The organism is Halalkalibacter nanhaiisediminis (assembly GCF_007830185.1).
GTDB classification, from domain to species: Bacteria; Bacillota; Bacilli; order Bacillales; family Bacillaceae_D; genus Halalkalibacter; species Halalkalibacter nanhaiisediminis.
This window is the reverse complement of sequence record NZ_VLKZ01000002.1, coordinates 418672-431912: the sequence shown is the minus strand read 5'-3', so window position 1 is coordinate 431912 and position 13241 is coordinate 418672. Positions and strand designations below refer to the sequence as shown.

Here is a 13241-nt window from a genome sequence, read left to right as displayed (position 1 = left end):
CATGCATATTACAGAGACAAAAATTCCAGTTCGTTATGCTGAGACTGATCAAATGGGAATTGTGCATCACTCAAATTACGTCGTTTGGTTTGAGCTTGGCCGAACAGAGCTGATTAAAGAAATTGGATTTAACTATGCCCAAATGGAGAAGGAGGGCATCTTATCTCCTGTTACAGACATTCAAGTATCGTATAAGCATCCAACAACATACGGGGAAACGGTCGTCGTCAAAACGTGGGTACAAGCATACGATGGGCTCCGTGTGACCTACCGCTATGAAATTTTAAATGAACAAGGCACTATATGTGTCCTTGGAGAAAGCACGCACGTCTGTGTGAGAAAAGATACCTTCCGTCCCCTTTCGATGCGTAAGCATTTGCCAGAGTGGCATGCTGTGTACGAAAATATAAAGCATCCTGAATAATCAAGTCGCAAAACTCCATACTAAAGTAGGTAAGTTACTTTAGTATATGGAGGGATGACTTATGGCAAAACCAGATGATCGTAGTGATAATGCAGAAAAGCTTAAGCAAATGAAAGAGAATACGGCACATAATATCGAGGCAGCAGAAGAATCAATTGCGCATACAGATATGAGTGAAGAACAAAAACAAGCCGTGAAAGAGAAAAACAAAAGACGTGAACACAGTATGCAAGCTTTCGATGCTGAAATGGCTGATGAAATGCATGCACGTAAAAATGGTTACAAAGAAAACGAGTAAGGCTAATAAGCCTTGCTCGTTTTCTTTGTATACACAGGAAAATTAGTTCATCTAAGCGAATAGAAACGTTATAGCTAACAATCAAATAAGGAGGAGGAATCACAGATGTTTGAAACGGTTATTGAACCAAGAGTATGTGAAACAGATGGAGTTGGTCATATTAATAATACGACGATTCCGATTTGGTTTGAGTCAGGTAGACAGGGTATTTTTCGAATCTTTAACCCAGACTTATCCTTTAAGGACTGGAGGTGCGTCATTATAAAGATGAATGTTGAATATATTGCGCAACTTTACTATGGCCAGCCAGTAAAGATACGTACATGGATTTCGAGGATTGGGAATTCTAGCTTTGAAGTATATGAGGAAATGGAGCAAGAAGGTCAAATATGTGCAAAGGGGAACTCTACATATGTCAATTTCAACCGACACACACAGCGATCTGAATCCATTTCAGCACCTATAAAAAATAAGTTACAAGAACATTTTTATGAGGAACCAAAAGAAAAAGGATAACTCATCAATTGGAGTTATCCTTTAAAGTGTAAAGTAATTTTCTACTGATTAGAAGTTAACTTTTTCGCCTTTAAATGCAGCGATGTAAATTTGTTTCATTTGTTCCACAGAAACTTCACGTGGATTAGCTGGTGTACAAGGGTCTTCAACAGCCCCTGCTGCCATCTTATCTAGGTGTTTTTCAAATTCCTGCTCGTCAATACCGAATTCTCTAAGTGTTACTGGAATATCCATTGCTTTATTTAAGTTGATAAGCAGTTCTGTTAATGAATCGATTAGCTCATCATCAGTGTTTCCAGCGAGTCCAAGCATTCTTGCGATATCAGCAAAACGTGATGTGTCAGCCTTTTTATTGAAATCAATAACGTACGGTAGATAAAGAGCATTAGCAAGTCCGTGTGGAATTCCAAAGATCGCGCCACTCTTATGAGCTAAGCTGTGAACAATTCCTAAAAAACCGTTTGAGAAGGCCATACCAGCAATTGCTTGAGCATAATGCATTTCTGCTCTTGCTTCTTTATCACCTGCATATGATTTTTCGATGTTATCGACAACCATTTTAATTGATTGCATAGCTAAAGGATCAGTAAATGCGTTATGCATTAAAGAAACATATGCTTCAATCCCGTGTGTAATTGTATCCATTCCAGTGTAAGCAACAATGTTTGGTGGCATTGAGTAAGTTAACACTGGATCAACAATTGCGATATCAGGTGTGATTTCGTAGCCGAATACTGGGTATTTTACGTCCTTGTCACGATCAGTGATAACAGCGAAAGGTGACACATCCGTACCAGTTCCACTTGTCGTTGAAATAGCTGCAAAGCGTGCTTTCTTACGTAAAGTTGGAAGTGGATTTGGAGCTTTAATGTCTTCAAATGTTAATTCTGGGTTTTCATAAATAACCCACATTGCTTTCGCAGCATCAATTGGAGAACCCCCACCTACTCCAATGATCCAGTCTGGTTGGAATTCTTGCATCTTTTTCGCGCCATTAAGGACAGTTGTTGCTGAAGGATCGTTTTCAACACCTTCAATAAGCTGAGTTTCAAAACCCGCTTCTTTTAAGTAAGAATCAATTTGATCAAGATAGCCTGACTTTTTAATGGATTCCCCACCGATAACAATGGTAGCTTTTTTACCTTCAAGACTTTTTAATACTTCTAATGAACCTTCACCATGGTAAACGTCTCTTGGTATGGTAAAACGAAACATGTGCAACATCTCCTTAAATAAATAATTGATTAGCCTAGTTCTACTTCACAAGAATGCTTCTTATTTATTATTTCCCTATCGCTGCTTTCTTATGAACGTAAACTACATATGGAAGCTCTATGCACAATAATATATACTATACTTATAAATTGTAAGTAGGCACTATTTTTTGTTATAGTGAAAAAAAGTATACTATAGGAGAGATCAACATGGTAACGAATGCGAAATTAAAGAAGTTAAACTGCGAAAAAGAATTAACTTTATCGGTGATAGAGGGTAAATGGAAATTAACGATTTTATGTCATCTAGGTTTAAAAGGGACAAAACGGTTTAAGGAATTAAAAGATTTAATTCCAGGCATTACTCAACAAACAATGACGCTTCAATTAAAAGAATTAGAAAAAGATGGGCTCGTCCATCGCGAGGTATATCCAGTTGTTCCACCTAAAGTCGAATACTCCTTAACAGAACAAGGAAGAAGTTTAATCCCAATTCTTAAAATGTTAGATGAATGGGGAAAGAATCATCAGAAATTTGACGAAAAGGAGGTACAGGGACCACACGATGTAAAAGAGCGCACTTTGTCAATGATTGAAGGGAAATGGAAATTAGTACTTTTATGTCATTTAGGGATCAAGGGGACAAAGAGATTTAGTGAACTAAAAAAATTGATCCCTGCAATCACACAAAAAATGTTGACAAATCAACTAAGAGAATTAGAAGATGACGGCTTAGTACATCGCGAAGTTTACCCAGTGGTACCACCAAAAGTTGAATATTCGTTAACGGATAAGGGAAAAAGCCTCATGCCAATGATTAAAATCCTTGAAGAGTGGGGAAAAAAATATATGAAAAATTTAGAAATGAAGATCACAGGTTAAGCGCTTTTAAAAAAAGCAATATATTTCCTTTTTCGAATAGTTTGTGAGAAAATACCTTTGTTCAAGAGTGAACAGAAGCAGAGGAGGAGTTCAATGATGGTAAAAAATCTACAAGATGTAACGACGCTTCATAATGTTGTGAAAATGCCTTGGTTTGGACTAGGAGTATATAAAGTAGAAGATGGAGACGAAGTAATGGATTCTGTAAAAGCTGCACTGAAAAATGGTTACCGTAGTATTGATACGGCAGCTTTTTACGATAATGAAGAAGGCGTAGGAACAGCGATTAAGGAGTCTGGTGTTCCTCGTGAGGAGATCTTTATTACAACGAAGGTTTGGAATGCTGACCAAGGCTATGACTCGACTTTAGCTGCTTTTGAAAAAAGCATGAAAAAGCTCGATATCGACTACTTAGATTTGTATTTAATTCACTGGCCTGTAAAAGGAAAATACAAAGAAACGTGGAAGGCTCTTGAGACATTATACAAAGAGGGTCGCGTGCGAGCGATTGGCGTTAGTAATTTTAATATTCATCATTTAGAAGATGTAATGATTGATGCTGAAATTAAACCGATGGTCAATCAAGTTGAATATCATCCGCGATTAACGCAAGAAGAGCTTCACGAATTTTGTAAAAAGAATAACATACAGCTTGAGGCATGGTCACCACTTATGCGTGGGCAGCTTGCTGATAATGAAACATTACAAGAAATGGCTAAGAAATATAACAAATCGACTTTCCAAGTCATTTTACGTTGGGATCTTCAAAATGAAGTCGTAACAATTCCTAAATCAATAAAAGAACATCGTATTATTGAGAATGCTGATATCTTTGATTTTGAATTAACTGAAGACGAAATGGATAAGATCAGTGCCTTAAATGAAAACACTCGGGTTGGTGCGGATCCTGATAATTTTGATTTCTAATAAATAGTACAAGTGCAAGAGTACATTCACTTAATGTTATCTTCGTTAAGTGAGTGTGCTTTTTTGTGTAATAGTTGGTTCGTTTCTAGTTGGATAGAAAAAGAATCATGCTTTTTCATTCTAAGTTGAGAGTAGAAGATGATGAAAGTTTTATGATAAAAAGATAGACACAAAAGAAGGAATAAAATCGAAAGTAGTAGAATAAATATGTAAGCGTTTACTTATGATAATGGAGTTTAAAATTGCGCATAAAGATAAACAAAATTTAGGATGAAGGGTTGATGAATCATGATCGAAAACAACTACTATTCACAAGAAAATCATGGACCTTATGAAGTCTATAATATTGGCGATTTTCAACTCGAGGACGGTGGCATAATTCCTGAATGTAAACTGGCTTATGTTACGTTTGGTACTTTAAATGAGGAAAAAAATAACGTGATAGTGATCCCGACTTGGTATTCAGGCACGACAAAAATTATGGAAACGTATATCGGTGAGGATCGAGCTCTTAATCCTAACAAGTATTTTATCATTATGATTAATCAAATTGGAAACGGCCTCTCTAGTTCGCCACATAATAGTCCCGAACCTATTAGTATTGCCAATTTCCCACATGTGCGAATTAGCGACGATGTCCGAGCACAACATCAATTAATAACTGAAAAATTTGGTGTGGAGGAAATCGCTCTAGTTGTCGGCGGATCAATGGGTGCTCAGCAAACGTATGAATGGGCAGTCAGATTTCCTAATATGGTTAAGCGTGCAGCACCTATAGCAGGAACAGCGAAAAATACTGATCATGATTTTTTATATACAGATACATTAATTGAGGCGATCACCTCTGATCCGGGCTGGAATGGAGGAGTTTATCAATCAGCGGGGGATGTTTCCGCTGGATTGAAGCGACATGCTAAAATTTGGGCAGTGATGGGACTCAGTACGGAATTTTACAAACAAGAAAAATGGAGATTATTCGATGTTGATTCGTGTGAGGAATTTATTTCAGGATTTCTACAACCATTTTTTGAAGTCATGGATCCGAATGACCTGTTAACGATGGCGTGGAAGTGGCAGCGAGGAGATGTGAGTAGAATGACTGGTGGAAATCTTGAAGAGGCCCTTGGTCGAATAAAAGCGAAAGTATTTGTGATGCCAATTGATGAAGACATGTTCTTCCCACCGAGAGATTGTGAAGCGGAGCAGAAATTGATTCCAAATAGCGAGCTAAGAGTTATTAATAGTATCTGCGGACATTTTGGCTTATTTGCTGCTGAAGGTAAGTATTATACCGATCAGATCGATAAGCATTTAAATGATTTACTTGAAACAAACGTATAAATGAAACGTCCCCCGAAATAAGGTGAGTGTTGTCCTTATTTCGGGATTTTTTATGTGTATTCATTAGTTACAATCGTCGTCAATCGAATTTTTCTTATCTTGTGCTATAATTTATAGATATGTTGAAAATAGGTGATTGAAATGGCGTTTGGCATTACGAAACAACAGCTCAGTGAATGGAAACAACAAGCAAATGCGGGTGAAATTGCATTTTTGACTCACTTTTGGATTGATGAGCGTTTTCCAGACTGCACAACTGTGACAAAAGTAGCTTGTGTCGATATAGAAAAGCTTGTAAAGTGGGGCGAGCAATATGGACTGAAGGAAGAATGGATTCATCACAGAGCGGAGTATCCTCATTTTGATTTATTAGGCGAGAGACAACGTTTTATTTTAAAAAGAGAGGGAAAAGAAAACCAACTTGTTCAACTTGGTGAATCCTACCAATAAGGATAAAAAACTTGCTATAATAGAGTTACTTAAACAATTTTTAGGAGGATGACAAAATGACTATGCAAAGTACGATTATTGCTGACTTACAAGCCCAGTCTAAAATTGATCCCAAAACTGAAATTCGTAGACGTGTCAATTTCTTGAAAGAGTATTTACTTTATACGGGTGCAAATGGTTATGTACTTGGAATTTCAGGAGGACAAGATTCAACCCTTGCTGGGAAATTAACTCAAATGGCTATTAATGAAATAAATGAAGAAGCAACGAATAAGAAAGTCACTTTTTTTGCTGTTAGGCTTCCTTATGGTGAGCAGGCAGATGAGCAAGATGCAATGGATGCCGTGACTTTTATTGAACCATCAAAGGCACTAACAGTAAATATTAAAGCAGCTGTTGATGCGTCAGTACAAGCTTTTGAAGCAGCAACAGGAGAGCATTTATCGAATTTTAACAAAGGAAATACAAAGGCTCGTGAAAGAATGAAGGCTCAGTATGACCTTGCTGCACATTACGGTTGTTTAGTCATTGGAACAGATCATGCAGCAGAAGCGATTACTGGCTTTTTTACGAAGCATGGTGACGGGGCATGTGATATCGCTCCTTTATTTGGTCTGACTAAACGTCAAGGAAGAGCCATACTTATTGAACTTAATGCACCAGAGCATCTGTATACAAAAGTCCCAACGGCTGATTTAGAAGATGACAAACCTGGGCTACCAGATGAATTGGCATTAGGGATGACCTATGAGCAGCTTGATGATTATTTGGAAGGCAAGGAAGTAGAACCAACAATTGTTGAAAAAATTGAAGCTCGTTATATACAAACGGAGCATAAACGTCAGCTACCAGTGACTATTTTTGATTCATGGTGGAAGTGAAAAGTTGACATATAATTTCTCCGTGAATCGTAGCTTAATATGAGTGTCAACTTAGAAAAAACAAACAAAGAACACACCTATTGAGGAGAGAGACAATGATGAAGGGGAAAATTTTAATCTTACTTACTTTATGTTTAGGCCTTGTATTACTTGTAGGCTATCAAAATTTTAACAAACCAAATTCACAGAAGGCTTTATCATTTGGAGATAATGAACAGTCAAGAGAAGTGAATGGTCTTGAAATAACATTAAATGATGTTCGAATTGAGCCAGATACAAGGGAAGAAGGAAATCAAATTGTTATTGTAGACTTAACATTAATGAATGTTCGTGATACTGTTTATGAGTTCTCAACGTATAAACTGACAATGGTCGATCAAGAAGGATTCGCGCATAGTCATGTATCGTATGTGGATACGAAGGGTATTCTTGGTGGACAACTTCATCCAGGGAGATCGAATCGTGGTGAAGTCGCTTTTTCTGTCCCAGTTGGCACCAATTATGAGCTTGTTTATACAGATCATTTACGAACAGGTCAAGTAATTTGGGACGTATCAGTTGAAAAGGAATGACATAAATGAATTCTCAAAAAAATAGTGATCTTCATATGCACTCTACGGCATCAGATGGGGGATATTCCCCTTCTGAGTTGATGCGTAAATGTAAGGAGAATGGATTAGAAATCGTCGCTTTGACCGATCATGATACTGTTGATGGCATTGAAGAAGCTCTACTTGCAGGCAAGGAGCTAGGTATAAAAGTAATACCGGGAATTGAATTCTCAACAAAGCATAAAGGCAAAAGTGTTCATATATTAGGATATGGATTCGATTGGAAAAATAAAGAGTTACGAGAGTTTCTGAGTACACAAAAAGAGCTAAGAAGAGAACGATTAGATACGATGATCGAAAAGTTTGATCTCGTTGGTGTCAAATTATCACCTGAGAGTGTGTTAAAGCATGTTGACGGTGGAAGTGTTGGTAGACCTCATGTAGCAAAAGCGTTAATTGAAGGGGGCTACGTGGAAACGGTAGCAGAAGCATTCGATCGGTTTTTAGCAGAGGGAAAACCTTGTTACGTCGAAAAGTCAAAAGAGATGACTGTGAAAGAGGCAATTGATTGGATTCATCAAACGGGTGGACTAGCTATTGTTGCTCATCCTGTTTACTACGATTTTGATCAAGATATTGTAGAGTGGGTTCATGAATTAGGATTAGATGGAATTGAAATCTATCATCGCGATCATAATGAAGAAGCTATCAAACGTTTTGAATCGCTTTGTGATCAAATCGAATTGAATCAGCAAAAAACACTTCTACGTACAGGAGGATCTGACTTCCATCACGAAGACTATGGAAGGGTTCCACAGCCACTTGGTATAACGAGATTAAGTAATGCATTAGCTAGTGAAATGATAGAAAAACAAACAAAGAGCGACTCATAAGGTCGCTCTTTGTTGATACTTCAAGAGTATACTTCGCTTATGCTCGCTCTATTTTACTTTCAATCTCTACACCTTTTAGAGCTTGCGTGGCTAGTTGATCAGCTTCTTTATTTGCGTTTCTATCAATTAATTCATACTGAAGAGTTAGTCCGAGCACTCTAGCAAGTTCATCTATTCTGTTTAGCCAGCGGATGTAATGGTCTTCAAGACATGGCCACTCTCCTGATGCTTGATTGACAACAACCATCGAGTCCATATAAACGGTGATTGGTTGATGATGCATACCAATTGTCTCTAGCTGTTGAATAAGACGATACAAGGCAGCGTACTCAGCTTCATTATTGTCTTGAAGTAACTCTAGCTGGTCATTAAATCTCACACGCCAGCTTTTATGATTTTGTTGAAAGTAGATGGCGATTCCGATGCCTGCTTTCTTAGATGAAAGATCATAGCCACCATCTACATACGCTTTGACATTATGAGGCTCTGATTCCAGTTGTTTTAAGAACCGCAGTAATTCTTTTTTTGTCCATGTCGAATCTTCTTGATCTAAAAAGACAACTTCCTTTAAACGTCCTGTCTTTTCTAAGTCAGCGACTAATGCTAATGATTCTTCCACACTCATCCATTCTGATTTCATAAAATACGTTTGTTTTCTTTTAAGTAAATGATACGACCATTCTAAACGAATTTGCATAAAAAACATCCTTTCTTATGTAATATAATTGCTAAAAATTTATTTTCATGATAAGTTAAATTATCGAAATGTTACGTCGTTTTAATTTATTAAAAGAATTCTAATGTAGTATTTATGTATAACTACGATAACATACAAATGAATTTGAACTAATTGTAAAGGAGTTTATGTTGCTATGCCAATTAAAATCCCTGATCAACTGCCTGCTAAAGAGGTGTTAAATGCAGAGAATATCTTTGTTATGGATGAGAGTCGAGCATATTCTCAAGACATTCGACCCTTAAAGATTGTTATTCTAAATTTAATGCCTGTCAAGGAAACAACAGAAACTCAATTATTACGTTTACTCGGGAACTCGCCGTTACAAGTAGAAGTTTCTTTTTTATACCCAAACACGCATGTATCAAAGAATACATCTCACGAGCATTTGCAATCATTTTATAAAACAATTGATGAGATTAAAACGCAAAAGTTTGACGGTATGATTATTACAGGAGCCCCAATTGAAAAGCTTCAATATGAAGATGTAGATTATTGGGAAGAGCTACAATGGATTATGGATTGGAGTATTGATAACGTCACATCCACTCTTCATATTTGTTGGGGTGCCCTAGCAGGCCTGTACCATCATTATGGAATTAACAAGCATCTTCTAGAAGAGAAAAAGTTTGGTGTTTTTTCTCATACGATCGAAAAACAAAACGTAAAATTATTACGTGGTTTTGATGATGAATTTCTTGCCCCACACTCCCGTTATACGGAAGTAAAACAAGAAGAAATTGAACAAGTCGCTGACCTCGAAGTGTTAAGTATATCTGACGAAGCAGGGGTCTATATCGTTGCATCTAAGAACGGAAAACAGATCTTTGTTACAGGTCATTCTGAATATGATACCTGTACCCTTCAAGAGGAATATGAAAGAGATATTAGTAAGGGTCTAGATATCGCTTTACCTGAAAATTATTTCCCTTATAATAATGATAAAAAACAGCCTAAATTACGTTGGAGAGCACATTCAAATTTACTTTTTTCTAATTGGTTGAATTATTACGTCTACCAAGAAACACCTTTTCATTTGAAATAAGACAGAAGAGCAGACAATCCTATCTGCTCTTTTTTGTTTACTCTTTACGTTCAAAGGCAATTAGCCGTTATTTATCTAGGATTAATGTCTCATTAAAAAAGCAAGTTGATGTCACAACTCACGCAATTTTAGAAGCTATGGTATAATAAGTAATGGATAAGAAGAAAAAATGAAATGATGGTATCCAAAGAGATGTCTTCACTCTTCTTGAGGTTATCGGTTTTTTTAGGTAGGAGGTTGGACAATGGATCCTTTAGACGTCATGATGAATAAAGATAATGTGACACCTTATTTTCAACCAATTGTAAGTGCTGATAACCAGCTGGTTGTTGGCTATGAAGTGGTTGCCAGAATGCAAACAGATGAGGGTCCGCAAAGACTTGATTGGTTTTTTGAGGATAAGACAATACCAGATGAATATAGATTAGAATTAGATGATCATATCCAACAGCGAGCTTTAAATGCTTTTATAGAGACAGATCAGTCTGCCATTCTGTTTTTTAACTATGATGCGGCTCTTTTGTTAAAGGATAATGGGGAAACATTTTTAAGTCGGCTTGAAAGTTTTAAAGATCAAGGTTTAGTGTACCGACATATTGTTTTAGAGTTAAAGGAAAGCGATATTATTGAACAAGTAAGTGAGTATAAGCACTTCTTTACGTACCTTCAAAGCCTAGGTATTCGCATTGCGATTGATGGTGTCGGGCAAGCAGGTAGCAATTTAGACCGAATTGCAACGTTGAAGCCAAATATTGTTAAAGTCGACGTTGCGTTTATGGAAGATGACGCGCTCCCTCATCTCTACCGCGAGGTTCATAACTCTTTATCCATGCTTTCTAGAAAAATTGGAGCAACTCTTTTGTTCGAAGGGATTTCTAATTTTAATCAGTTGAATTATGCTTGGCGTAATGGTGGTCGTTATTATCAGGGTGTTTACTTGCAGCCTCCAAAACCAGAATTTGTAGATGCTACGTGCTGCTTAGATAAGATGAAAAAGGATTTTCAACATTTTATCGTGTTCGAACGTAAGAAAATGGAAGCTCAATTGACATTAATAAACGAAATGAACGCTCGTCTTAAAATGGCGATGAAAACGATCCATTCAGAAGATACATATGATGAAATGATTATGAAAGTCGCACGTAATTGTGATGAGTATGCGTTCCGGGTATATGTGTGCAATGCTGATGGATTTCAACAATCGTCAAATGCTGAAAAGGACTTAGAGAAAAAGTGGGTTTTATTAGAAGAGGGTCGGTTTAAAAATTGGAGTTGGCGGCCGTATTTTCTAGAAAACATTGTTCGAATGAATATTGAAAAGAAGGGGATACTCTCTGACTTGTATACAGATATTGAACGTGATGAGCGTATCAGGACGTATTCGTACCCTATTTCCGATAACTTATTTTTATTTCTCGATATCCCTTATGATTATCTTTTTGAGCAAGAAGGATTGCTGTAAAAGTAGAATAAATAAATGGTAAAGAAATGAAATAAGAGAAAAATAGTGTATTCCTTGTCTAAGATCAGTGAGGTTGTGAGGTGAACGTAATCGCACAGATTTCTAAGATTAAGGAGAGCACTGTTTTTCTTCTTTTTTTGAATAAGTAAAGGGTAACGGAAACGTTCACTCTATTAAAGAGCTTGAAAAATAATGTGTTTCTTATGATGAAAGGGGGCATACATGGATAACCGTTCTTTGCATAGCTTAATGGTGTATCTTTTTTTTGCGTATTCGACAATGACGATTATTGCGAGTTACCTTCCTGTTTTCTATCAAAGCCAAGGATTAACGGGTGCGCAAGTTGGAATGCTGATGGCAATTGGACCATTTGCAACGATACTCGCTCAACCACTTTGGGGTTACTGGAGTGACAAGTACAAGTCGATAAGAAGAATGTTATTAATTGCCCTAGTTGGTTTTATTATATCAGTGACTGTATTCCTGTTTGTTAATGCATTTGCAGGGTATTTTATCATGATGTTTATTTTATTTATCTTTTTATCGCCAATAACTGCCTTAGGAGATTCACTTTCTCAAAAGACAGCGATTAAATACCGTATTAGCTTTGGGCGCATTCGAATGTGGGGATCAATAGGATTTGCTGTGACATCTTTAATTACTGGATATATATTAACGTGGATCGGTGTCGAGAATATTATGCTGCCAGTGTTATTCATGGCGGTAATAGCTCTTTTGGTAGCTTTTGCTATTCATGATGTTCCAGGAGTAAATAAGCCTGTGACGGTATTAAGTGCACTGAGGCTTGGGGCTAACCCTAATTTAATCCTTTTTTTAATATGTGTTACGTTGATTTCCGTTACACATAGAGCGAACGATACATATCTTGGTATTTATATCGTTGAACTAGGTGGACCTGAAGCTATGATTGGTTGGGCATGGTTTATTGGTGTGACGGCTGAAGCTTTGGTTTTTGCAACAAGCTATCGTTGGTTTAAAAACTGGTCGCCACTTACTTTTGTGATGATTGCAGCTCTTATTTATGCAGGCCGTTGGTTTTTAATGGGGTTACTGACGAATCCGTGGTTTATTTTACCTCTCCAATTGACGCATGGTCTGTCATTTGGTTTGTTCTACATCGCTTCATTTCATTATGTCAGTAAGTTAGTACCTGAGCATTTGCAAGCGACAGGGCACGTGTTATTTATTACGACTTTCTTTGGTTTATCTGGAATTATTGGTTCCTTATTTGGGGGCTATATGATTGAAACAGCGCATTTATCTACATTTTATGTAGTACTCGGAATTTGTGCACTAGTTGGGGCAGTCAGCCTCATGATTTATAAAAGGTTTGTGCATCTTAATAGTGAAATGTTTTTATAAATAAATGAAAGAAGAATGATTCAATATAACGAATCAACCTTCTTCACTCTTTATGCAGGTAGAGTGACTGTATTGTTTACTGTGTGCCGTCAAGAAATCTGCTACACTGTAATTAAATGATAGGAAAGGAGTAGATGTTAATGGAAGTGATCGTCACAGAACATGCTCTTAGTTATTTCAATCAATTAAAACTTGATCATCGTACGATTCGCATTCGTGCTGTTGATACATATGAATG

General features: G+C 37.0%; 15 protein-coding genes and 1 pseudogene. 14 read left to right on the top strand and 2 right to left on the bottom strand.

Annotation, left to right across the window (positions count from 1 at the left end):
* The first annotated feature begins 1 nt into the window (after window position 1).
* The 3 genes from IQ10_RS04800 (at window position 2) to IQ10_RS04790 (ending at window position 1238) form a co-directional block, all read left to right on the top strand.
* Complete coding sequence (locus IQ10_RS04800) at window positions 2–424, top strand: acyl-CoA thioesterase (protein WP_144449339.1); 423 nt, start codon at window positions 2–4, stop codon at window positions 422–424.
* Window positions 425–485: 61 nt separating this feature from the next.
* A complete protein-coding gene (gene tlp, locus IQ10_RS04795) occupies window positions 486–722 on the top strand; it encodes a small acid-soluble spore protein Tlp (RefSeq protein ID WP_144449338.1) in 237 nt (78 codons plus the stop codon).
* A 105-nt stretch (window positions 723–827) separates the two neighbouring features.
* Window positions 828–1238 (top strand): acyl-CoA thioesterase, encoded by a 411-nt coding sequence (locus tag IQ10_RS04790; RefSeq protein WP_144449337.1) that lies wholly within the window; start codon window positions 828–830, stop codon window positions 1236–1238.
* A 48-nt stretch (window positions 1239–1286) separates the two neighbouring features.
* Here IQ10_RS04790 and IQ10_RS04785 read toward each other — a convergent pair whose 3' ends face one another.
* Window positions 1287–2453, bottom strand: coding sequence for an iron-containing alcohol dehydrogenase (locus IQ10_RS04785; protein ID WP_144449336.1), 1167 nt, complete (start codon window positions 2451–2453; stop codon window positions 1287–1289).
* A gap of 209 nt (window positions 2454–2662) precedes the next feature.
* On the opposite strand from IQ10_RS04785, the pseudogene hxlR reads away from it, so the two are divergent.
* The 8 genes and pseudogenes from hxlR to IQ10_RS04750 all read left to right on the top strand — a co-directional run.
* A pseudogene (gene hxlR, locus IQ10_RS18860) lies at window positions 2663–2923 on the top strand (transcriptional activator HxlR); the annotation flags it as partial.
* 117 nt (window positions 2924–3040) lie between these two features.
* Window positions 3041–3334 carry a winged helix-turn-helix transcriptional regulator gene (locus IQ10_RS18855; protein WP_242009762.1) on the top strand — a complete coding sequence of 98 codons (294 nt, stop codon included), beginning with the start codon at window positions 3041–3043 and terminating at the stop codon, window positions 3332–3334.
* A 93-nt stretch (window positions 3335–3427) separates the two neighbouring features.
* A complete protein-coding gene (pgoN, locus tag IQ10_RS04775) occupies window positions 3428–4261 on the top strand; it encodes a glyoxal/methylglyoxal reductase (RefSeq protein ID WP_144449334.1) in 834 nt (277 codons plus the stop codon).
* Between the two features lie 288 nt (window positions 4262–4549).
* On the top strand, window positions 4550–5602 hold the full coding sequence (locus IQ10_RS04770) for an alpha/beta fold hydrolase (protein ID WP_144449333.1): 1053 nt from the start codon (window positions 4550–4552) through the stop codon (window positions 5600–5602).
* 141 nt (window positions 5603–5743) lie between these two features.
* Window positions 5744–6052 carry a hypothetical protein gene (locus IQ10_RS04765; RefSeq protein WP_144449332.1) on the top strand — a complete coding sequence of 103 codons (309 nt, stop codon included), beginning with the start codon at window positions 5744–5746 and terminating at the stop codon, window positions 6050–6052.
* Window positions 6053–6114: 62 nt separating this feature from the next.
* Window positions 6115–6933, top strand: coding sequence for an NAD(+) synthase (gene nadE / locus IQ10_RS04760; protein ID WP_277877940.1), 819 nt, complete (start codon window positions 6115–6117; stop codon window positions 6931–6933).
* 98 nt (window positions 6934–7031) lie between these two features.
* Window positions 7032–7505, top strand: coding sequence for a DUF4352 domain-containing protein (locus IQ10_RS04755; protein ID WP_144449330.1), 474 nt, complete (start codon window positions 7032–7034; stop codon window positions 7503–7505).
* 5 nt (window positions 7506–7510) lie between these two features.
* Window positions 7511–8377 (top strand): PHP domain-containing protein, encoded by an 867-nt coding sequence (locus tag IQ10_RS04750; RefSeq protein ID WP_144449329.1) that lies wholly within the window; start codon window positions 7511–7513, stop codon window positions 8375–8377.
* A gap of 37 nt (window positions 8378–8414) precedes the next feature.
* Here IQ10_RS04750 and IQ10_RS04745 read toward each other — a convergent pair whose 3' ends face one another.
* Window positions 8415–9074 carry a reverse transcriptase-like protein gene (locus IQ10_RS04745; protein ID WP_144449328.1) on the bottom strand — a complete coding sequence of 220 codons (660 nt, stop codon included), beginning with the start codon at window positions 9072–9074 and terminating at the stop codon, window positions 8415–8417.
* A gap of 175 nt (window positions 9075–9249) precedes the next feature.
* On the opposite strand from IQ10_RS04745, the gene metA reads away from it, so the two are divergent.
* The 3 genes from metA (at window position 9250) to IQ10_RS04730 (ending at window position 13003) form a co-directional block, all read left to right on the top strand.
* A complete protein-coding gene (metA, locus tag IQ10_RS04740; RefSeq protein ID WP_144449327.1) occupies window positions 9250–10158 on the top strand; it encodes a homoserine O-acetyltransferase MetA in 909 nt (302 codons plus the stop codon).
* A gap of 244 nt (window positions 10159–10402) precedes the next feature.
* Window positions 10403–11620 (top strand): EAL domain-containing protein, encoded by a 1218-nt coding sequence (locus IQ10_RS04735; RefSeq protein ID WP_144449326.1) that lies wholly within the window; start codon window positions 10403–10405, stop codon window positions 11618–11620.
* A gap of 222 nt (window positions 11621–11842) precedes the next feature.
* Window positions 11843–13003 carry an MFS transporter gene (locus IQ10_RS04730; RefSeq protein ID WP_144449325.1) on the top strand — a complete coding sequence of 387 codons (1161 nt, stop codon included), beginning with the start codon at window positions 11843–11845 and terminating at the stop codon, window positions 13001–13003.
* The last annotated feature ends 238 nt before the right edge of the window (window positions 13004–13241 follow it).

Excerpts from the sequence above, each read along its gene's own strand:
- IQ10_RS18855 (WP_242009762.1), top strand. The coding sequence starts at position 3,041 with ATGATTGAAGGGAAATGGAAATTAGTACTTTTATGTCATTTAGGGATC.
- pgoN (WP_144449334.1), top strand. The coding sequence starts at position 3,428 with ATGATGGTAAAAAATCTACAAGATGTAACGACGCTTCATAATGTTGTG.
- IQ10_RS04790 (WP_144449337.1), top strand. The coding sequence starts at position 828 with ATGTTTGAAACGGTTATTGAACCAAGAGTATGTGAAACAGATGGAGTT.
- IQ10_RS04750 (WP_144449329.1), top strand. The coding sequence starts at position 7,511 with ATGAATTCTCAAAAAAATAGTGATCTTCATATGCACTCTACGGCATCA.
- nadE (WP_277877940.1), top strand. The coding sequence starts at position 6,115 with ATGCAAAGTACGATTATTGCTGACTTACAAGCCCAGTCTAAAATTGAT.
- metA (WP_144449327.1), top strand. The coding sequence starts at position 9,250 with ATGCCAATTAAAATCCCTGATCAACTGCCTGCTAAAGAGGTGTTAAAT.
- IQ10_RS04730 (WP_144449325.1), top strand. The coding sequence starts at position 11,843 with ATGGATAACCGTTCTTTGCATAGCTTAATGGTGTATCTTTTTTTTGCG.
- IQ10_RS04785 (WP_144449336.1), bottom strand. The coding sequence starts at position 2,453 with ATGTTTCGTTTTACCATACCAAGAGACGTTTACCATGGTGAAGGTTCA.
- IQ10_RS04735 (WP_144449326.1), top strand. The coding sequence starts at position 10,403 with ATGGATCCTTTAGACGTCATGATGAATAAAGATAATGTGACACCTTAT.
- tlp (WP_144449338.1), top strand. The coding sequence starts at position 486 with ATGGCAAAACCAGATGATCGTAGTGATAATGCAGAAAAGCTTAAGCAA.
- IQ10_RS04770 (WP_144449333.1), top strand. The coding sequence starts at position 4,550 with ATGATCGAAAACAACTACTATTCACAAGAAAATCATGGACCTTATGAA.
- IQ10_RS04745 (WP_144449328.1), bottom strand. The coding sequence starts at position 9,074 with ATGCAAATTCGTTTAGAATGGTCGTATCATTTACTTAAAAGAAAACAA.
- IQ10_RS04755 (WP_144449330.1), top strand. The coding sequence starts at position 7,032 with ATGAAGGGGAAAATTTTAATCTTACTTACTTTATGTTTAGGCCTTGTA.
- IQ10_RS04800 (WP_144449339.1), top strand. The coding sequence starts at position 2 with ATGCATATTACAGAGACAAAAATTCCAGTTCGTTATGCTGAGACTGAT.
- IQ10_RS04765 (WP_144449332.1), top strand. The coding sequence starts at position 5,744 with ATGGCGTTTGGCATTACGAAACAACAGCTCAGTGAATGGAAACAACAA.